At 62.8% G+C, this 19,982-nt stretch carries 21 protein-coding genes; 13 read left to right on the top strand and 8 right to left on the bottom strand.

Going from position 1 to position 19,982, the window contains the following annotated elements:
* Positions 1 to 183: 183 nt before the first annotated feature.
* From ldtR to JQ628_RS31505, 3 genes are all read right to left on the bottom strand, one after another.
* A complete protein-coding gene (ldtR, locus tag JQ628_RS31515) occupies positions 184 to 699 on the bottom strand; it encodes a transcriptional regulator LdtR (RefSeq protein ID WP_212229680.1) in 516 nt (171 codons plus the stop codon).
* Positions 700 to 1,189: 490 nt separating this feature from the next.
* Entirely contained in the window at positions 1,190 to 2,143 is a 954-nt protein-coding gene (locus JQ628_RS31510) for a helix-turn-helix domain-containing protein (RefSeq protein ID WP_212229678.1), read from the bottom strand.
* 14 nt (positions 2,144 to 2,157) lie between these two features.
* Positions 2,158 to 2,619, bottom strand: coding sequence for a DUF6163 family protein (locus JQ628_RS31505; RefSeq protein ID WP_212229676.1), 462 nt, complete (start codon positions 2,617 to 2,619; stop codon positions 2,158 to 2,160).
* A 222-nt stretch (positions 2,620 to 2,841) separates the two neighbouring features.
* On the opposite strand from JQ628_RS31505, the gene hemB reads away from it, so the two are divergent.
* On the top strand, positions 2,842 to 3,903 hold the full coding sequence (gene hemB, locus JQ628_RS31500) for a porphobilinogen synthase (RefSeq protein WP_212229674.1): 1,062 nt from the start codon (positions 2,842 to 2,844) through the stop codon (positions 3,901 to 3,903).
* 24 nt (positions 3,904 to 3,927) lie between these two features.
* Here the strand turns inward: hemB and JQ628_RS31495 are convergent, their stop codons facing one another.
* Positions 3,928 to 4,866 (bottom strand): acetamidase/formamidase family protein, encoded by a 939-nt coding sequence (locus JQ628_RS31495; protein WP_212229672.1) that lies wholly within the window; start codon positions 4,864 to 4,866, stop codon positions 3,928 to 3,930.
* A 221-nt stretch (positions 4,867 to 5,087) separates the two neighbouring features.
* Between JQ628_RS31495 and JQ628_RS31490 the strand changes: the two genes are divergently transcribed.
* The 8 genes from JQ628_RS31490 to JQ628_RS31455 all read left to right on the top strand — a co-directional run bounded on the left by JQ628_RS31490 (position 5,088) and on the right by JQ628_RS31455 (position 13,041).
* A complete protein-coding gene (locus JQ628_RS31490) occupies positions 5,088 to 5,483 on the top strand; it encodes a transposase (RefSeq protein ID WP_212229670.1) in 396 nt (131 codons plus the stop codon).
* Between the two features lie 345 nt (positions 5,484 to 5,828).
* Complete coding sequence (locus JQ628_RS31485) at positions 5,829 to 6,938, top strand: substrate-binding protein (protein ID WP_212229668.1); 1,110 nt, start codon at positions 5,829 to 5,831, stop codon at positions 6,936 to 6,938.
* A gap of 188 nt (positions 6,939 to 7,126) precedes the next feature.
* Positions 7,127 to 7,963, top strand: coding sequence for a branched-chain amino acid ABC transporter permease (locus JQ628_RS31480; RefSeq protein ID WP_212229667.1), 837 nt, complete (start codon positions 7,127 to 7,129; stop codon positions 7,961 to 7,963).
* Complete coding sequence (locus tag JQ628_RS31475; RefSeq protein ID WP_349628147.1) at positions 7,956 to 9,791, top strand: branched-chain amino acid ABC transporter ATP-binding protein/permease; 1,836 nt, start codon at positions 7,956 to 7,958, stop codon at positions 9,789 to 9,791. The genes JQ628_RS31480 and JQ628_RS31475 overlap by 8 nt, the downstream gene beginning before the upstream one ends.
* Positions 9,788 to 10,495: an ABC transporter ATP-binding protein gene (locus JQ628_RS31470; RefSeq protein WP_212229665.1), complete on the top strand. Its 708-nt coding sequence runs from the start codon at positions 9,788 to 9,790 to the stop codon at positions 10,493 to 10,495. The genes JQ628_RS31475 and JQ628_RS31470 overlap by 4 nt, the downstream gene beginning before the upstream one ends.
* A 75-nt stretch (positions 10,496 to 10,570) precedes the next feature.
* Positions 10,571 to 10,753 (top strand): hypothetical protein, encoded by a 183-nt coding sequence (locus tag JQ628_RS31465; RefSeq protein WP_212229663.1) that lies wholly within the window; start codon positions 10,571 to 10,573, stop codon positions 10,751 to 10,753.
* Between the two features lie 8 nt (positions 10,754 to 10,761).
* Positions 10,762 to 12,162 (top strand): amidase, encoded by a 1,401-nt coding sequence (locus JQ628_RS31460; protein WP_212229661.1) that lies wholly within the window; start codon positions 10,762 to 10,764, stop codon positions 12,160 to 12,162.
* 9 nt (positions 12,163 to 12,171) lie between these two features.
* Positions 12,172 to 13,041 (top strand): nitrilase family protein, encoded by an 870-nt coding sequence (locus JQ628_RS31455; RefSeq protein WP_212229659.1) that lies wholly within the window; start codon positions 12,172 to 12,174, stop codon positions 13,039 to 13,041.
* Positions 13,042 to 13,091: 50 nt separating this feature from the next.
* On the opposite strand, the gene JQ628_RS31450 is transcribed toward JQ628_RS31455, so the two are convergent.
* The gene (locus JQ628_RS31450) at positions 13,092 to 13,712 is read right to left on the bottom strand and encodes a DUF6151 family protein (RefSeq protein ID WP_212229657.1); all 621 of its coding nucleotides are present in this window, start codon (positions 13,710 to 13,712) and stop codon (positions 13,092 to 13,094) included.
* 178 nt (positions 13,713 to 13,890) lie between these two features.
* On the opposite strand from JQ628_RS31450, the gene JQ628_RS31445 reads away from it, so the two are divergent.
* From JQ628_RS31445 to JQ628_RS31435, 3 genes are all read left to right on the top strand, one after another.
* A complete protein-coding gene (locus JQ628_RS31445) occupies positions 13,891 to 14,439 on the top strand; it encodes an RDD family protein (protein WP_212229655.1) in 549 nt (182 codons plus the stop codon).
* A 115-nt stretch (positions 14,440 to 14,554) separates the two neighbouring features.
* Complete coding sequence (locus JQ628_RS31440; protein WP_212229654.1) at positions 14,555 to 15,331, top strand: arginyltransferase; 777 nt, start codon at positions 14,555 to 14,557, stop codon at positions 15,329 to 15,331.
* Positions 15,332 to 15,367: 36 nt separating this feature from the next.
* Positions 15,368 to 16,135, top strand: a complete 768-nt coding sequence (locus JQ628_RS31435; RefSeq protein ID WP_212229652.1) for an SDR family NAD(P)-dependent oxidoreductase — start codon at positions 15,368 to 15,370, stop codon at positions 16,133 to 16,135.
* 20 nt (positions 16,136 to 16,155) lie between these two features.
* Here the strand turns inward: JQ628_RS31435 and JQ628_RS31430 are convergent, their stop codons facing one another.
* From JQ628_RS31430 to JQ628_RS31420, 3 genes are all read right to left on the bottom strand, one after another.
* Positions 16,156 to 17,118, bottom strand: a complete 963-nt coding sequence (locus JQ628_RS31430) for an ABC transporter substrate-binding protein (RefSeq protein WP_212229650.1) — start codon at positions 17,116 to 17,118, stop codon at positions 16,156 to 16,158.
* Between the two features lie 67 nt (positions 17,119 to 17,185).
* On the bottom strand, positions 17,186 to 17,716 hold the full coding sequence (locus JQ628_RS31425; RefSeq protein ID WP_212229648.1) for a VOC family protein: 531 nt from the start codon (positions 17,714 to 17,716) through the stop codon (positions 17,186 to 17,188).
* Positions 17,713 to 18,267 (bottom strand): carboxymuconolactone decarboxylase family protein, encoded by a 555-nt coding sequence (locus JQ628_RS31420; RefSeq protein ID WP_212229646.1) that lies wholly within the window; start codon positions 18,265 to 18,267, stop codon positions 17,713 to 17,715. The genes JQ628_RS31425 and JQ628_RS31420 overlap by 4 nt, the downstream gene beginning before the upstream one ends.
* Before the next feature lie 264 nt (positions 18,268 to 18,531).
* Here JQ628_RS31420 and JQ628_RS31415 point away from each other — a divergent pair, with 264 nt between their 5' ends.
* Positions 18,532 to 19,548, top strand: coding sequence for an AraC family transcriptional regulator (locus JQ628_RS31415; RefSeq protein ID WP_249128661.1), 1,017 nt, complete (start codon positions 18,532 to 18,534; stop codon positions 19,546 to 19,548).
* Positions 19,549 to 19,982 lie beyond the last annotated feature (434 nt).

The raw sequence follows: 19,982 nt of genomic DNA, 5'->3' as shown, positions 1-19,982 counted from the left end.
ACCTCAGGGCGCCAATGCTTCTGGGCCGCTGAGATAGCAGGAAAGCGGCGGCGGTTGAAGTATCAGCCACAAGCAACAAGGACGCACCCGGCCGGCAACTGGCTGGATGCGCCCTTTTGGGAGGTATCAAGATATCGTCGGCTGCCGGTCTTTTTGTGTCCGCCGGCTTGGGCCGAAGAAGTCTCAGAGACGATACAGGATCTGGTCGGTCCAGAACCGCTCGAGGCGATGCAGCGACTTGTTCAGCGTCGCGAACTCCTCGTTCGAGATGCCGCCGACCTGCTCCACCGTCCTGACATGCTTCTGGTAGAGCGCATCGACGATCTTGCGGATTTCCTGGCCCTGCGCGGTCAGGCGGATGCGGACCGAGCGGCGATCGACGCGCGAGCGCTGATGATCGAGGAAGCCGAGCTCGACGAGCTTCTTGAGGTTATAGGAGACGTTGGAGCCGAGGTAATAGCCGCGGGTGCGCAGCTCGCCTGCGGTCAACTCCTTGTCGCCGATGTTGTAGAGCAGCAGCGCCTGCACCGAGTTGATGTCGGCGCGGCCGCGGCGATCGAATTCATCCTTGATGACGTCGAGCAGGCGGCGATGCAGCCGTTCCACCAGAGTCAACGCTTCGAGATAGAGCGGCTGCACGCCGGACTGGTTTGCAGCACGGTCAGCGGTCTCCACCGCCGTCGCAACGGCTTTCATCATGACACTTCCCCTGTCGTCGTTTTTATCGACTTATTCGACGAAACTTGTGTCTCGCCTGATAGCCACAACTTAAGGGGGCGGTTTGAAGATCCGCTTAAATAAGACAATAAAGAGAGAATGAATTTAAGACAGTGAATCGCGGATTAAGCCCGCCAAATAAGGACTTTTCGCAACTTTTCATTGACGGTGGAACGGCCCTGTTCACGCTTCGTCTTCCCCGTTGTCGCATTCCAAAACAGCGTGCGCCGGATTGGAAAGGACCGCGTAACGGTTGTGGCGGGAAGGCCTCAGGGTGACTGAAAAGTTACCGGGAGAATTTTCTGAAAATTTGAGCGAGGCGCGATCCGGGCCTCCATCCTTCGAGACGGCGCTACGCGCCTCCTCAGGATGAGGTCGACGAGTTGCGCGAAAAAGTCAGACCCTCATGGTGAGGAGCGCGGCGGAGCCGCGCGTCTCGAACCACGAGGCCCCAATGCGCGGAAATGAATCCCTACTCCGCGGCTGCGACGCGCGCATCGCCCGGCGCGATGCCGTAGGCGGTCTGAAAGGTCCGGTAGAACGTCGCGATGCTGGCAAAGCCGCAGGCGAACGCGATCTGTGCGACCGGCTCGCCCTTGCGCGTCATAAGGCGGCGCCGTGCTTCGCGCAGCCGCATGCTCAAGATGGTGCGCGCGCAGCTCTCGCCGGTCGGTTCGAACAACAGATGCAATTGCCGCAGCGAAATCGCGAGCCAGTCGGCGATCATCTGCGGCGACAGATCGGGACGATGCAGGTTGGCCGATATCAGCCGGCGGGCGGCGTGAAACTGCCCGAAGCGCACTGCCGCGCGGCTTCGCCCCGTACCCGCCGGCACCACGCCGCGCAGCAGCAGCGCAAGCTGCGCGACATGGCGCACCACACGTTGCGCATCGGGCCATGTCTCGCCTTCGGCGGCCATCGCTCCGAAGGTGGCGGAAAACAGGTTTTCGAGCTGCGGCGATGCCGCGGCGGGTTGGCCCCATAACTGGCGCGCCGGTTTGGCGAGATCGGGAAAGGCCGCCAGCGGCACGCTCAGCGAGCGGAAGTGAAAACCGTCGGTGCGTTTCGGCGTTCCCTTGTACGGAAGGTCGGAATAGCTGACGGCGAACCTGCCCTCTTCCAGCAAGCTGACGCGGTCCTCGCCGGCATCCATCCAGCCGGGACCGCGGATCTGGTGGCCGATCGACAGGCTGTCGGCGGCGATGCGCGCGATATCCGCGCTGGTGCGGCTGACGACATATGAGGATGCCTTCATCTCCGCGAGCTTCGCGCAGCCGACCGCGACCGCCGAAAAGTGTCCCTGGAAGCCGGCGCGCCGCTCGGGTTCGATTTCGATGGTGACGCCGAACAGCGCCCGGCTTCGCTCCTCACGCCAGTGATCGAAGCGGTCCCTTGGGGCGATGTCGTCGGTGGAAAACAAGATCATGCGCGATGCGCCGTCTACGGTGGGCGTTCCCGCGCGGCCATCCAGGCGAGGCCAAGATAGCCGGCGAGCATCAGGGCCTCGACGCCGACCACGATCAGGCTGCCGCCGTAGATGCCCGGGAACATCAGTTCGATCACCGCCATCGACACGACGGTCGTCAGCCACACCACCGCGCCCCAGGGCGTGGCGAGCCACAGGCCGACGGCGGCGACCAGTTCGATCACGGCGAAATAGATCGTCGCGGTCTGCCAGGCCATGGTCTGGTTTTCAAAAGCCTCTTCCTCGCCGCCGATGAAACCGGTCACCTGCGCCCAGTGGTAGAGCCCCTTCAGAATCGAGAGCACTGCCATGACGCGCAGGAACAGCACGAGGCGCCGCGTCCACACGTTCTCGTCCGGCTCAATGCGCTCGGATGACATCGCCGCCATCGACATGGCATTGTCGCGCGCATGATCCCGCGTGGAAGTGTCGGACATTGCTTGATCGGCGCCCCGGTTCGAAGAGATGCCCGGCTGGGTGGCGGAATCCGCCCCTTGTCAGGCTGCATGCCGGCGCAGTCTTGGCCCGCCCGGGCGGCAAAATCAATTGGCGGCTGGATTAATTGCCCCATGCCATGACAAGCCATGCGGTGACGGCCCCCTTGCAAGCTGCTAGAACTGGTCCAAATCCAAACAGCTGGCCATTTTTGGGAGTTAATCATGGCGATCAAGTTCGGGCGCCCGATCGAAATGCGCGACATGCCGTGGCGCCAGACCGCGGTTTCCGCCAATCCGCTCGATCTGACCATGCGCCCGCGCCGCAATCGCAAGTCCGAATGGGCGCGGCGGCTGGTGCGCGAGAATGTGTTGACGACGGACGATTTGATCTGGCCGCTGTTCGTGGTCGCCGGCCACAATGTCCGCGACGGCGTCGCCTCGATGCCGGGGGTGAACCGGCTCAGCGTCGATCAGGCGGTGCGCGATGCCGAGCGAGCGGCGAAGCTCAACATCCCCTGCATCGCACTGTTTCCCTATACCGACCCTTCCCTGCGCGACGAAGAAGGTTCCGAGGCGCTCAACGCCGACAATCTCGTTTGCCAGTCGGTGCGCGCGATCAAGAAGGAGTTTCCCGATATCGGCGTGCTCTGCGACGTCGCGCTCGATCCCTATACCAGCCACGGCCATGACGGGCTGCTCGCGGACGGAAAGATCCTCAATGACGAGACGGTGGCGGTGCTGGTGCGGCAGGCGCTGGTGCAGGCGGAAGCCGGCTGCGACGTGATCGCCCCGTCGGACATGATGGACGGCCGCGTCGGCGCGATCCGCGAGGCACTGGACGATGCCGGTTTTGGCGACGTGCAGATCATGTCTTACGCCGCCAAATATGCCTCGGCCTTCTATGGTCCGTTCCGCGACGCCATTGGATCTGCGAAAACGCTGACCGGCGACAAGCGCACTTACCAGATGGACAGCGCCAATTCGGACGAAGCCCTGCGCGAAGTCGAACTCGACATCGCCGAGGGCGCCGACATGGTGATGATTAAGCCCGGCATGCCGTATCTGGATATCGTGCGGCGCGTGAAGGACACCTTTGCGATGCCGACGTTTGTGTACCAGGTGTCCGGCGAGTACGCGATGATCGCCGCAGCCGCGGGCAACGGCTGGATCGACGGCGATCGCGCGATGATGGAGAGCCTGCTCGCGTTCAAGCGCGCCGGGGCGGACGGGATTTTGACGTACTTCGCACCGCAGGCGGCGGAGAAGATCAAGGCACAGTCGTAGCGATCCGTGGATCGGGCAAAGACATCACAGCAATTCCTTTGCCAGCAACATATGGATCCCTTTGTTGCCGTCGACGAGCTGGGTTACGCGCAGATTGCCCGCAAGCGAGCACAGCATGTACGCCTCGTTGCGCGTGAGGTTTGTGCGCGCGCAAACATGTTTGATCATTTCCCGGACCGCTTGCTTGGCCGCGTCGTCGAGATCCTCATCGAGGCCAATTGACATCAAATGAGTGGCGTTCTCGGCAAAGGGCCAACGCAAGTCCATGTCCTTGCGTACGGTAAGGCGGAACGTGCCCGTCATTCCCGTCTCCAGCGCCGTGATACAAACTTCGCCATCGCCCTGCACGGCGTGACCGTCTCCGGCAAAGAACAACGCCCCTTCGTTGAAGATGGGCAGATATAGCGTCGTGCCCGCGCGCAGCTCCCTGTTGTCCATGTTGCCACCGAACGCTCGCGGCACGGGAGAACCGCAACGCCCCCAACTCGGCGGCGGCGCGGTGGCGATGATCCCGAAAAAGGGTTCGAGCGGAATCTCGCTTCCCCAAGGCATGATGCAAACATTGCGTTGCCGGTCGATCCTCGGATGAATGGTCTCATACTCGGTGAACTCGTCAGGCAACGTGCCAAGCAGCGGCAAGATCGAGACAAATCCCCAGTCCTGCCGCACCCTCACGTCGAGAATATCGACTTGCAGGGCATCGCCGACATTCGCTCCCCTGACATAGACGGGTCCGGTCAGGAAATGGGCGCCTGGTCCGGGCGGCAGTGTTTCGAGCGCGGCGAGATAGTCGGCGGGTACCAGGCGGATGTCGTCCGGCAAGGTCTCCTTGCCGCCCGACGGGAAACTATGCAGCGTAACGCTATCCCCCGAATTCACCTCCAGAATATGCGGCGTACTGCTATCCAGGTATCCCCATACCATGTTCTCGGGCGTGCTGGGTATTTCATAGCGGCGCGGCATAGGTCGGCTCCGGTCAACAAGCGAGCAGCCTGGATAACGTGGTCTGGTTTGATCGTCACATCCGGCTCATGCCTTCGCAATGGAGATGTGCGCGCATCGACGTGAGACGAAAGATGGCGATTGCGCTACGCTGCATCCGGCCGCCCCTTCAGATCCGGCACGTTGATCCGTGGCTTGGACCGCGGCGGATCTACGACAGACGCTCAACGACGGAGCATCCAATGAGGCGTTCCCGTTTTACGCGAAATGAAATTCTCCAATTGTTGGGAGAAGCCGCCGCCGGTGTGCCGGTTGCCGAAATATGCAATGCCGCCGGCGTGAACCAGCGCACCTTCTATCGATGGCGCCGTCAGTTCGGCGGCATTGATGTCCCGGCCACGCGACAGATGAAGGATTTGGTCACGGAAAACTTGCGCCTGCGCGGATTGGTTGCCAACCTCTTCGAGCAGTTGCGCGCTCCGGCAAACGACCCGCCGGAGGGTGAGCGCAAGCCGAATGCAGCCGTGCCTGCGACCAACGACAGAACACGTGACCAGGTGCGGGCCAGTCGTATCGCCGCCGAAAAGTGTGGCGGCGCACTCACCGGGCACTTTGCGTCGATGCGCGTCAATCGGTGACCACGAACATCGGCCCGTTTGGTTGGCCGACTGCAAATTCTTTGTGCGGTCGTGTCCACCGCGCATGAAGTTTGTCGAGCCTTTCCAATCGGGAAAACGTCTGTTCTCAGCGTTTAAGCGGCAGGGGGACTTGCCGCTTTATGTCAGTGCAAGCGACGTAAAGGCCTGCGCAGGCCAAGTTTAGTGCAGTTCCGTCGTTTATTTCCGCTTGCCACATATCCGACGCGCAGTAACTTTTTGCACGACATTGCGGCCCAAAGGGAGTTCAAAGCCATGCGATATCAGGCGAGTTCACGAGCAGCTCTCTTAAAGTTTGGAACTGGCGCGGCTATCGTGGTGCTGGCCATGCTGCCCGGCCTGGCGGCGCAAGCCCAGGAAGTCATCAAGATCGGAATTCCAACAGGGCTTTCCGGCGCCAACAGCGTCGTCGCACCTTCCGTCGTGCAATCGGCCGAGCTGGCGGTCGACGAGATCAACGCCGCGGGCGGCATCCTCGGCAAGAAGGTAGCGCTCGAGGTCGCCGATGACGGCTCGGGCGCGGCGGGCGCGCAGAAAGCAGCCGACTCGCTGATCTTCCAGAAGAAGGTCAATGTGCTGATCTCGATGCAGACCAGTGCGGCGCGCAACGGCATGCTCCCGGTCGTGACCCGCGGCAAAGTACCCTACATCTACACGTCCCTCTATGAGGGGCGATCCTGCAATAAATATCTCTATGCCGATGGCGCGGTTCCCGAGCAAATGGTGGGGCCGATCGTCGATCACTTCATGAGCGACAACGCGAAAACCTTCTTCCTGGTCGGGAGCGACTACGCGTTCGGGCGCGGAATGTTGGCCTTTACCAAGAGCTACATCGAGAAGAAGGGCGGCAAGGTCGTCGGAGACGAATATCAGCCGATGGACGCGACGGATTGGACCGCGATCATCTCCAAAATGCGCAGCGCCAATCCCGACGCGGTGATCTTCTCCACGGCCGGCGGCGCTCCGAACGTGACGTTGCAGAAGCAATACAAGGCGGCCGGAATGAAAGCCCAGGTCGGCAATCTCAGCGTCGATGAAGGCACCGCCAAGAGCATGGCCGCAGACGCCGACGGCGTGTTCATTTCGGCATCCTTCCTGACCAACATCGATACACCCGCCAACAAGAAGTTCATGGCGGCGATGAAGGCGAAGTTCGGCGACAAGCTGCTCACCCCGAACGATCTTTCGGTGCCTCAATACGACGCCGTTTACCTCTACAAGGCCGCCGTCGAGAAGGCGAAGAGCACCTCTGCCGATGCGGTGGTGGAGGCGCTGGCCACGGTGCAGTTCGACGGCCCTCGCGGCAAGGTGCAGATGAACGCGCAGCGCCACGCGCCGCTCACGATGTATCTGGGGCAAGTGCAGTCGGACGGCTCGGTGAAAATCGTGAAAAGTTTCCCGAACGTCAGCCCGGGCGAACAGTGCCCGAAGCTCTGAACGGCCGCGACGACGACGTCCCGTTGCCCGGACAGCTCGCCCGGAACGCCGGAGATCTGTCCGGGGTGTCGCGGCTTCCGCATGCGGTTGCAAATCGTCATGAGCCGCACGTATCTAACTGACGTCGCGAACGCGCTGCGGCTTCCCGCTGTGCGTTTCGACGTTATCGAAGCCAGGCGGATATCCGCATGATCGCGCTTGCCCTGGATATCATCACGACCGCTGCAATATTGTTTGCCGTCGCGGCGGGACTTCTGATCATCCTCGGCGTGCTGAAGATCGTGAACTTCGCCCATGGCGGCTTTCTCACGATTGGCGGCTATTCGGCCCTGGTGGTGACGCAGTTGGGATGGAGCCCATGGCTCGCTTATCCGGTGGCGGCGCTGGCCGGCATGGTGATGGGAGCCGTGGTGGAACGGTTCGTCATACGCCCGCTCTACGACCGTCCGCTCGACGCCATTCTGGCGACATGGGGTCTGGGCATCATCATCGGCCAACTCATCACGATCATCTTCGGCCGCGAGATTCAATTCGTGCAGACGCCGATCGCGGGCGCAACCAGCGTCATCGGAGAAACATATTCCCTGTACCGGCTTTTTCTCATCGTCGCTGCGGCCGCCGTGGCGGCCGGCATTGCAGCGCTTCTGAACGCAACACGGCTCGGCCTCGAAGCGCGCGCGGTAATCATGAACGAGCCGCTGGCGCGAGGCCTCGGCATCAACAGCGGACACGTTCGTTTCGTCACGTTCTGCTTCGGGGCCGGCCTTGCGAGCCTCGCCGGCGCGCTCATTACGCCGCTGTCCAGCGTCGACCCGAACATGGGTGTGCCCTGGCTGGTCAATGCGTTCATGCTGGTCCTGGTGTCCTCCGTATCGCTGACGAGCCTGGCGGCGGCGGCGCTGGCGCTCGGAGGCGCACAGGTGCTTGTTTCCTCGTTCGTCAGCCCCGTTATCGGCGGGCTGACCATCGTGGTGCTGGCGGCGCTCCTTCTGCGCATTCGGCCTGCGGGGTTTGGCCGTGGCTGATCTCACGACTGCATCCGGCACGTCGCCAAGCCGCTCCATGTCGGGCCGGCTGGCACTCGCGGGTTCGATCGCAGGGCTTTGCGTTGTCGCAGCCATCGCAGGGCCATACGTGCTCGATTCCTACACGGTCAACATTCTCGTGCGGTCGTTCCTCTATGCCGCAACGGCGCTGACGGTGGATATTCTTTGGGGCTATGCCGGCATCCTCACCTTCGGTCAGGCGGCATTCTTTGGAATCGGCGCATACGCCGCCGGCATCACCTTCACGTATCTGGACTTTTCGCCGCAAAACGCGGTGCTGGCCTTGCTGGCTGGATTGGCAGTGTCAGCCGCGGTGGCGGCAGTTACCGGCTGGATATCCTTTTTCCACGGCGCTTCGCCGCTCTACGTTGCGATCGTGACGCTCGCGATGCCGATCATATTCGTGCAAATCCTGTACTCAGGCGGAACGTTCACCGGCTCTTCCAGCGGGCTTGTGGGCTACAACACGTTCGACCTGTCGGTAGAATCCTGGTTCACCATTTGCGGCGTGGGCCTCGTGGTGCTGACGACGGTGGCCTGGTTCTTCGTCAATAGCGACTTCGGCCGGATGCTGGTCGCGATCCGCGAGAACGAGCAGCGCTGCACATATCTCGGAATCAATGCACCGCGGATCAAGATCCTGCTGATGGTCGTCATGGCCATGATCGCTTCGGTCGCGGGCTATGCCTATGCCGGGTATACGGTGGTGGTCGCGCCGGAAATCGGAAGCTTCGTCTTTGGCACCGAGCTCGTCATGTGGGTCGCGCTCGGCGGGCGGGGAACCTTGATCGGCCCGGTGCTGGGCACGATCGTCATCGACGTAACCACGGCCTACCTGTCCGGCAATCTGCCTTTCGTCTGGAAACTGATCATCGGATCGATCTTCGTGCTGGTGATCGTGGCGTTGCCGCAGGGAATCATCCCGGTGGTCAGGACGGCTCTCGGGCGCATGTGGTCGGCGGCAACCGGTCGGAGCGCCATGGCGTCGTCGTTCACGGTGCCGGCCATCGTCGATGCCCGCGCGGGGCGGCGCGCCGGCGCAGGTTCGGATGCCCCTGCCCTCGACGTTGCCGATCTGACGCGTTCCTATGGCAGCCTGAAGGTTCTCGAAGGCGTCACTTTCAAGGCGCTCGGCAGTGAGCTGCTCGGCATCATCGGTCCGAACGGTGCGGGCAAAACAACGCTGATGCGCTGTCTGTCAGACGGTTATGAACGTACCGGCGGAACGGTCGCGGCGTTCGGACAGACGATCGCCCGCGTGCCGCCGCATGGGGTGGTGGGTTTCGGCATCGGCCGCAGCTTTCAAACCACCAGCCTGTTCGAAACGCTGACGGTGGCTGAATGTCTGACCCTTGCCCGGTACCGTCTCGACGGAGCAGGCATGATGAGCCGAATGCCGGAGCTGGCGCTCCCCGACAGCGCCCGGCACGTTATTGCGGCGACCGGCCTCGACCGGGAGATGGAGATCGAGTGCCGGCATCTGTCGCACGGGATGAAGCGCGCCCTCGAACTGGCTATGGTGTTGGCGCTCGAGCCGAGCGTGCTGCTGCTCGATGAGCCGACGGCCGGACTCACCAAGCCGGAGCGCACGCTGATCGGAAACATCCTCGTCGAACTCGTGCAGCGCGAAGGTCTCTGCACGCTCATCATCGAGCACGATCTGGACTTTGTCCGCGACATATCGACCCGGATCATCGTGCTGCATCAGGGGAAAGTCTTGCTGGATGGCTCGGTGGCCGAGGTCGTCGGCTCCGAGCTCGTACGGACGATCTATGCCGGCGGCGAGCACAAGGGAGCCGCGCGATGAGCCAGGCGGTCCTCGATGTTGCCGACCTCTGTAGCGGATATGGCGAAGCCATGATCCTGCGCAACGTTTCACTGGCCATACGTCCCGGTGAAATCTTTGCCCTGCTCGGCAAGAACGGGATGGGCAAGAGCACGCTTCTCAAGACGGTGCTCGGCTTTGTTCCTGCGGGAAAGGGCAGCATCAGGCTGTTCGGCGAGGACATCACCGCCCTGCCAACCCATCTGATCGCGCGCAAGGCGATCGCCTATACGCCGCAAGAGCAGACGCTGTTCCAGGACCTGACGGTCGAGGAGAATCTCCGCCTCGGGCTGCGCGACGATCGAGGTTTCGCCGAAGGATTGGAGCGGGTCAGCGGCTATTTTCCGATCGTCGGCAAGCGTCTCGGCCAGAAGGCGGGCACTCTCAGCGGCGGCGAGCAAAAGATGCTGATCGTGTGCCGCGCGCTGCTCGGCACGCCTCGTCTGGTGCTGATCGACGAGATTTCGGAAGGATTGCAGCCCTCCATGATTGAGCGGCTGGCTGAAATCCTGCTGGCCGAGCGCGCGCGCACAGGCATGGCGATCTTCGTCGTGGAGCAGAATGTGCCGTTCGCCTTCTCCCTGGCCGACCGCTACGCAGTGTTGAAGATCGGCGAGATCGCCGATTCCGGGACGACCGGCGACGCGCTTGCTGCTTCGCGCGTTCAAGAACAGTTGCGGGTGTGATTGCGGTGCTGGGAATTCCTGCGCCGGACTTTGTACTGCGATGGCCACGCACGGCGACAGACACCGGAGGGAACGATGGATGAGTTGGAAAAACTTGTCGAGGCGCTCGGGATCGAACCTGAACGCGAGCGTCGAGCTGCTCTTCTGGCCGCGTTCCAGCCCGTGGCCGAGGAAATCGCAAAACTGCGAGCACTCGATCTGACCGATGTTCACCCGGCGGTCGTCTTCTCGCCGATGCCGACCAGCCATCGGGGTTGAGTTTGACCATGCAGGAAGATCCAATTACGCGCCCCATCGCCGAGCTGTCGGCAAAGCTTCGCGCCAACAAGCTGCGCAGCGCCGATCTCGCCGAGAACGCACTTGATCGCATCGCACGTTTCGACGGCAAGCTGGAAAGCTTCGTATGCGTTGCCGACGACGCCCGAGCTCAAGCCGCGGCGGCCGACCGCGAAATCGCTGAGGGGCGGTGGCGCGGCCATTTGCATGGCGTACCCGTCGCGATCAAGGATAATTATCTGACCGCCAACATGCCGACCGGCGCCGGTACCGACGCGCGCGGCGTGGAGTTCGCCAGACAGGACTCCGCCGTCGTCGCAAGGCTGCGCGCGGCCGGCGCGGTCATTATCGGGAAGACGCGAATGCATGAGTTCGCCTGGGGCAACGTGACACCGCCCGCCAAGAACCCCTGGGATACGAGCCGGGTTCCCGGTGGCTCGAGCGGGGGATCGGGCGCGGCCGTGGCTGCGCGGATCGTTCCCATGGCGATGGGATCGGACACCGGTGGGTCAATTCGCATCCCGGCCGCGTTATGCGGCACCGTTGGCCTCAAGCCGACATTCGGCCGCGTGAGCCGGGCCGGCATCGTTCCCCATAGCTGGTCGCTCGACCATGCCGGTCCGCTTTCGTATACGGTCGCCGACAGTGCCCATACATTGAATGCAATTTCCGGACATGATCCGAACGATCCTGGCTCGGCACGCATCGACGTTCCGGATTTTTCGGCGGCGCTTGGCCAGCCGGTCGCCGGACTTCGGATTGGCATCTGCCGAAATCACATGTTCGACAGCAATCAGCCGGATGTCGGCGAGGCCATTGAATCCGCGATCCGCTTCTACCGCGATGCCGGCGCCCACCTCGTGGAGTTCGAATTGCCGATCCTCGCCTTCGGGCTCGGGGCCATCTTCGCGATCGAGCTTTCGTCGTCCACCGCCTACCACAGCCGCAATCTGGCGAGCGGAGCGGCGAAAGGCTTTACCGACGACGTGCGCACGCTGGTGGAGATGGGCCGCATGGTCAGCGGGGCGGATTATCTCAAGGCCGAGCAGCTTCGCCGCACCCTGATCGATGATCTGGCCAAGGTCTTTGCAGATGTCGACGTGATCATCGGGCCGACCTGTCCCCTCACCGCCTGGCCGATCGGAGAATGGTCGGTGCGGATCGGAGACCAGGACGAGAGCGTGCTCGCAGCGTCATGGCGGCTTACCTATCCCTGGAATCTGGCGGGGCTGCCGGCGATCTCGCTGCCATGCGGATTCGATAGCGCCGGGCTGCCGATCGGCTTGCAGCTCGCAGCCCGTCCCTTCGACGAGGCGAACCTGATCCGGGCTGCCGATGCGTATGAACGCAGCCATGACTGGAAGGACATTTCTCCCAAACTCTCAACGTGAGTTGTGCCCATGCAAGCCCAAAGCCCGATCAAGATTGCCTGCATCCAACTGGAGCCGCAGATCGGCCAGAAGGAAGCCAACGTAACACGCTCGCTGGAGAGGATTACCGAGGCGGCCGGCCGGGGGGCGCGGTTGATCGTGCTTCCGGAGTTGTGCAATTCCGGCTACGTCTTCGAGTCGCGGCAGGAGGCTTTCGCCTTGGCCGAGGCCGTGCCCGATGGGCCGACCTGCGAAGCCTGGCTGGAAGCGGCGCGCCGGCATGACGCGGTGATTGTCGCCGGCATCTGCGAGCGGGCCGGTGACGCGCTCTACAACAGTGCTGCGATCGTTGGGCCTGACGGCTTCATAGGCACCTATCGAAAGGTGCATCTATGGGGCGCCGAAAATCTCTTCTTTGAGCCGGGTGACCTCGGCGTTCCCGTATGGAAGACGAGGTTCGGCCGAATGGCGGTGGCAATCTGCTACGATGGCTGGTTTCCGGAAACCTACAGGCTGGCGGCGCTGCAAGGCGCGGACATTCTCTGCGTGCCCACCAACTGGGTTCCGATGCCGGGGCAGCCCGACAACATGCTCGTCATGGCAAACGTTCTCGCGATGGGGGGCGCACATTCCAACAGCATGTACGTCGCCGCAGCTGACCGCGTGGGCGTGGAACGCGGCCAGCCATTCCTGGGCAGCAGTCTGATCGTCAGTCACACCGGCTTCCCGCTCGCCGGACCCGCCAGCAAGACGGCCGAGGAAATCATCTACGCCGAATTGAACCTGTCGGATGCGCGCAGCAGGCGGGTCCTGAACAGCTTCAACCAGCCGCTGCGGGATCGCCGCACGGATGTCTACGACGAGATGCTCGGCAGCGGCGTCAAGCGCGGGTGGTATTAGTTAAAGGTGCGTCCGCCGGCGGCGACTCGCCTACCGTTCGGAGTACCGGCTCACGCCGGCTTGGGGCCGCACAGCGGCCGCAGCGCCTCGCGCTGCTGTTGGGCCACCACGGCGACCGGATAGACCGGCTCACGCGTCTTCGGCTGGAAAAAGGGATTGGGCCAGGCCCGGCCGCGCAGGCGCCAGCCCAATACTTTGGTGATCGCGCGCAACAGGACCGGCAGGTTGATGCCGGTGGAATCGGCCGGCGGTTTTCCGATGGCGTATTTGCCCAAAATGGCGCCGATCGGCGGGCCGAATACGCCGTCCACGGTTTTTGGATTGTCGTCAAATACCTGCGCGACGAGGCCGACGAAGGGGATCGCCGGACTCAGCGTATTGCCGATCGGCGTGTTGCAGCAGGTGGTATGAAAGCGAAACAGGCCTTTGGGCGAGAGGCGAAGCCCCGCAATGTGCTGTTGTCCTTTCATGATAGTGAGCGATGCCGGTGCGACCTGGATGATGTCGGTGCCGCCCTGTGCATTAAGGAGGTCGGCGCGGCCGAGCTGGTGGGCAAAGGCCTGACAGTCGTCGCAGTAGCAGACCACGCGATTGACCTTTTGTGGCAAGGCGTTCTCGACCCGCCCGACCACCTCTCCGCAGCGGCAGCGTAGCTCCATTTGTCTGGCCATCTCTCCCCCTCCTCGCTGGCCGGGATGTTCGCCGCCTTCACGGGCGGTCACAAGCCTAACAAAGGCATTTTGCCGCGGAAATCCCGCAATATTTCGATCCATTCACAGCCGGGCGACCTTGGCAGCGCCATACTCGCTTCCCATGTCCTGCGCGGGAATACACGGTCTGGAGGAGATCATGTCCTATAGCGGTTCGGACAATACCAGCGGCGCCTGGCGCAACGACGGCGGGGTGCCGCCCCATGCCTTCGATCCCCTGACGCAGCCGGAACTGTTTCGCGGCGTGGCGGTCCGGCGCGCATTCGCGTTCCTGATCGACCTCGTGGTGATTTCGGTCCCGGTGATCCTCGGCTACCTCTTCATCGGCGTGTTCGGACTGATCACGCTCGGATTCGGCTGGTTGCTGTTCGGGCTGGCCTGGCCGGCCACGGTGGTCTGGGCCATCGTCTATTACGGCATCTCGATCGGAGGTGAGCATTCGGCCACCGTCGGCATGCGGGTGATGGATCTGGAGCTGCGCACCTGGTACGGCGCGCCCGGCTATTTCGTGCTTGGTGCAATGCACGCTGTATTATTCTGGGTCTCGATCTCGTTCCTGACGCCGTTTGTGGTGCTGGTCGGCCTGTTCAACGGCCGTCGGCGGCTGCTGCACGATTTCGTGCTCGGAACGGTGATTATCAATAGTTCGGTCCGGACCGAGGTGGCACAGCCGGCACGAAGTTATTAACTCCGGTATGAACCGGAGGCTAAATGGATTGACCGCCAACGTCCGGGGCGCGATGCTTTGAACCTGTTCCGCCCCGGCTGCGTCGGAGCGGATCAGGGAGGCCCAACGAACCGACGTGACCCAACATTCGCGTGACACCCCGCAGTTCTACCTGACGGCGCCCTCGCCCTGCCCTTACCTGCCGGGCCGGCACGAGCGGAAGGTGTTCACGCATCTGGTCGGCGACAAGGCGGGCGACCTCAACGACCTCCTCACCCATGGCGGCTTCCGGCGCAGCCAGTCGATCGCCTACCGGCCGGCCTGCGACCAGTGCCGCGCCTGCGTTTCCGTGCGCGTGATCGCCAACGAGTTCCGCCCTTCGCGCGGTTTTAGAAAGATTCTGGCGCGCAATGCCGACATCGTCGGCGAGCAGCGCAGCGCGGTGCCGACCTCCGAGCAGTATTCGGTATTCCGCGCCTATCTCGACAGGCGCCATCGCCACGGCGGCATGGCCGACATGACCGTGCTGGACTACGCCATGATGGTGGAAGACAGCCATGTCGAGACCCGCATCATCGAATACCGCCGGCGCGGCCCCGACAGCGGCATCACCGGCCGCGGCGAGGACCTGGTGGCGGTGGCGCTGACGGATGTGCTCAGCGACGGGCTGTCGATGGTCTATTCCTTCTTCGAGCCGGGAGAGCAGGACCGCTCGCTCGGCACCTTCATGATCCTCGATCACATCGCGCGGGCGCGGCGGCTCGGATTGCCCTACGTCTATCTCGGCTACTGGATCGCGGGCTCCAAGAAGATGGACTACAAGGGCCGCTTCCTGCCGCAGCAGCGGCTGGCGCCCTCGGGCTGGCTGCGGGTGGATGCGTCGGGCGACGTGCCGTCCGAGCCGCAGGATTGAACGGCGTCACTTGTTCGATCCGAGGGCACGCATCGCATGAGCTTCACCAAATATGACAGCCTCAGGGATCGGGTCGTCCTGATCACGGGCGGCGCCAGCGGCATTGGCGAGGAATTCGTCAAGGCGTTTGCCGACAACGGTGCCCGGGTGGCCTTCCTCGATCTCGACGATGCGGCCGGACAGGCGCTGGCAAAGGCGCTGGCCGGATCAGCGCGACATGCGCCGCTGTTCCTCTCCTGCGACGTGACCCGTACCGACGATCTCAAGGCTGCGATATCAGAAGCGCGGCAACAGCTTGGTCCGGCCTCCGCGCTGATCAACAACGCGGCGAACGACCAGCGGCAGGTCTTTGCCGACGTGACCCCGGACGAATTCGACGGCACCATGGCAGTCAATTTCCGTCATATCTACTTTGCCTCGCAGGCGGTCGTGCCTCAGATGATCGAGCAAGGCGGCGGGTCGATCGTCAACATGTCATCCATCACGTGGCAAATCGGCGCGCCGGAACTGATGGGATATGCATCGGCGAAGGCCGCCGTCGTCGGCTTCACGCATTCGCTCGCGCGCCAGGTGGGCAAGCATCGCATCCGCGTCAACGCGATCGCCCCGGGGCTGGTGCTGACGGAGAAACAGCAGCGGTTGTGGTTTCCAACGCCCGAGAGTGTGGCGGAGGTGATCAACAATCAGTTTCTGCCCGACGCCGTCATGCCCGCCGACATCGCCAATCTGGCGCTGTTCCTGGCCGCCGACGACAGCCGCATGATCACGCGGCAAACTTTTAGCGTGAACGGCGGCCGCACGTAATCCAGCGGCCCGCCCGGCCGCTATTCAATTACTTCATCGGCGCGCGTCAGCAGCAGCGGCGAAAGCTTCACGCCGATCGCGTTTGCAGCCTTCGCATTGATGGCGACGCGAAATCTGGTGGTGATCTCCACCGGCAAGTCAGCGGGCTTGCGCCCCTTGAGTACCTTGTCGACCATCGTGGCAGTCTGCTCATGCACCACGCCCTGGTCGGCCGCGTAAGCCATCAGTCCGCCGGCCTGTGTGAAGCCCAAATGCGGGCACGCGGCGGGAAGTCCGCTCTTCGCAGCGCTTGCGGCAACTTCACCCAGCGGCAGGCTCGGCTGGACCAGCACGCCATCGACGCCCGCGGACTTCATTGTCTCAAAATGCCGGTCGAAATCATCGCCGACTTTCGCCAGGACGACGTCGAGCTGGAGGCCAAGCTGCGCGGCGGCGGCCTTTGCATTGGCGATCAGTATCTTGTGGAAGGGATCGGGTTCGTTCGCCAGCACGGCAACCCGGCGTGCTGACGGCACGACTTCCTTGATCAGCTCCAGATTCTTGGCGCCAAGCTGCGAAGTCGCACCAGTTACGCCGGTCACATTGCCGCCGGGGTGCGAGAGACTTTGAATCAATCCGCTGCCGACCGGATCGGCCGCCCCCGCCATCACGATCGGGATTTCTGAAGTCGCGGCCTTTGCCGCCAGCGCTGCCGGGGTTTGATAGGTCACCAGCGCGGCGACTTTCATCGCAACCAGATCCTGCGCCAACGGCGCCAATCGCGACGACTGGCCTTCCGCGGATCGAAATTCGAGGCGGATGTTCTTGCCTTCGACATAGCCAAGGCCGCCGAGTCCGGCCTTGAAGTCCCTGATGAATACGGAAGGATCCGGATTGCCGAGCGCCAGGATGCCAAGCGTCGGCATGGTCCTTTCTTGCGCAAGCGCCGCGCCATGACAGACGAAGAGCGCTCCGGTCAGGACGGCGAACATCCGCATGCGCATGGTGATCCTCCTTCGGCGGGAGGTCCACCGGGCCGAGCGCATTGTATCGGCGAGACCGCGTCGTTTGCTAGGGGCCAACCAGCCGCACGGGATCGCTGCCGTCCCAGGTCTCCGCCACTTTTCGGATGTGCTGGAAGAAGCGGCCCTTGCCGCCGCTGACGTCTGAAATCTCGATGACGGTACCGGGATGACCTGTGGTCTCGAAATAGGCAAAGCGGCCCTTCTCGCCGCCGATCTGGCCCTCGTGGCCGACGACAAAGCCGGCCGCAATCGCGCGGTCGTAGAGCGACTGATAATCGGTGCTCCAGTAGGACATGTGCTGTAGGCCCTCGCCATGCGCGGCGAGATGATCGCGGTACATCGACGGCGCGTCGTTGCGCTGCTGGATCAGCTCAATCTGGAGGTCGCCAGAATTGGCGAGCGCAATGCTCATCTCGACCGGCGAATCCTTGCCGCGGTAACGGAACCAGTCGGTCTTCACGCTGGGAATATAAAAGAACGGGCCGACGCGCTGCACCTCGGTCCAGAATTTCATGGCTTGTTCGATGTCGCGCACGACATAGCCGTTCTGGCAGATCTTTCCGAACAGCGTACTCATCGCTTCTTGCCGCTGTCGAACAGACGCATGCCGGCGGCGGGATCGAGATCGGTCTCGGTGGCCTCGGTCAGGCGGGCCATCATCATGTAGCAGCCGATGGCAAATATCGCCTCGACGATTTCCTGTTCCGAGAAATGCTTCCGTGCCTCGGCGAACACCGACTCGGGGACGCGGACGTTTTCGACCGAATGCTTGCTGAAGGCGAGCAGCGCGCGCTCCTCCACGTTGAAAGCGGCATCATCGATGCTGCCGCGCTCCAGCGCGTCGATCTGGGCCTGCGTGACGCCGACCCCCAGCGCAATCGGCACATGTTGTCGCCATTCATAGGCGCCACCCTCGAGCTGGGCGACCTGGAGAATGAGAAGCTCGCGGTTGACGGCGGATAGCTTCTGCTTGTGCAGGATGGAGTTCGCAAACCGCATGGCCGGGATCATGTTGGCCTCGGCGTGCGCCATCATGCGGAAGATATTGAGCTTGACCGGCATGCGGTCAAAGGAGGCGCGGATGTCGCCTGTGGTGGATTCCGGATCGATCAGCGGCAGTCGTGCCACGGGCGTCTCCCCCTTGTTCTTGCTTGTCGTGGGTTGAGGCATAGCAGGCCGCCATTCCCGCGTCTTCCCGGCCGGTCCGGTATTGGGGCCTCCACCAAGCCTACCGCATCCACTTCGAGGCCGACATTTCCTCGGGGAACCGCCGAGCGGTAAAGCCAGAAATGGGCGCAACACAAAATACTGTGTCTGACGGAGCGGGAGCATTGCACGGGGAATTGCACGGGGATTCACACTTACCGGTGCCGATGGGATTCGCCCCACTTGATGTGGACCGTCCCAAGCACGATTTTTGGGAACATGTCACCGTCGCGCCAGACAACACTGGATCCGCTGTCCGACATCCTGTCGGCCATGCGGGTCTCGCGTGCAAGAACGTTCCGCTTCGAGAGCAACAGACCCTACTCCTTGCACTTTCCAGAGGGGCAGCATCTCACCTACGGGGCGGTCGTTTCGGGTAGTTTTGAACTCTGCCCGGACGGCATCCCTTCGGTTCGCGTTTCGGCCGGCGATTGCTATCTCCTGACCGACGATACCGCCTACATAACGCGGACTGCCGAGGTGCCCCCGGTCGACGGGAAGTGCTTCTTCGAAGCACACCGGCGCAAGTCAGGCATCATCCGTCATGGAGACGGCGAGCCTGAACTGGTCGTGATCGGCGGACGCTTCAGCCTGGATGATGTGGGAGCCGAATGGCTGCGGCTGGCGCTGCCGCTCCTGATCCATATCCCGGCCGGATCGCCTGAAGGCGTACCACTGCGTGCAACGCTGGCGGTGCTGCGTCATGAGGCGGGAAGCGGCTCCATTGGAGAAAAGTTGGTGGTCGCTCGGATCGCTCAAATCCTTTTTGTTCAGGCGCTGCGAGCGCATCTGGTGTTGCACGGCGAACAGGAGCGCAGTTGGCTTGCGGGGCTTACCGATCCGCGACTCGGCCGTGCGCTGCGAGCCTTCCATGCGGCCATTGCAGAAGACTGGACGATCGCGCGGCTTGCGGCCGAGGCGGGAATGTCGCGGTCGTCCTTTGCGGAGCATTTTCGGAGGCGCTCGGGTCTCACCCCGATGGACTATGTGGCCCGATGGCGCCTGTTTCGTATCCGCCGCGCGCTGCTGGAGGACAACCGCCCGTTTGCGGTTGCGGCAGCCGATAATGGTTGGCAGTCGCGGACATCCTGTAGTCGCGCGTTTCGTGCTTTGTTCGGCGCCTCTCCGCAACAGCTTCGCGCCCACGAAACGACGACAGAAGGGCGGCGCAATGGCCGGCAACACTTGCCGTTGCCTGTCTAAACCGACGGATCGCGCTGCCGCCAGTTTTGCCCAAGTCTCTGACTTTGCCATTTTGATCGGACCTCGCAGGCACCAGACCGTTCACGGCGTTGAACACCAAAAGCGTATCTCTGCGGAGATCGAAGCATCGCGTCGGCGCGGCAGCCGCGCATCTTCGGACGCCTGGATACCTCTTACGGACCGAGACGGCCTGACAAACAAGCCCGGGCGTTGTTAGTCCACCAAGCGGGATCACTCGAATGAAGACGAGAGGTCCTGTTGCGAAAAGGGCGTCGGCTGCGACAGCGCCGGCACGAGCTATCGGCAAACGATCGGCATCTGACACAGCAAACAGGAGCAAACCATGCCGTACGAAACGAGCGACCGTCGCGAATTTCTAGCCATGGCCACGGCGGCGGCGGCGAGCGGGATGTTGTCCTCGCAAGCAGTCGCCG

The sequence above is a fragment of the Bradyrhizobium lablabi genome, assembly GCF_018129385.1.
Lineage (GTDB): Bacteria > Pseudomonadota > Alphaproteobacteria > Rhizobiales > Xanthobacteraceae > Bradyrhizobium > Bradyrhizobium lablabi_C.
Note: the sequence above shows the minus strand (reverse complement) of the source record. Positions and strands in the feature narration are given on the sequence as shown.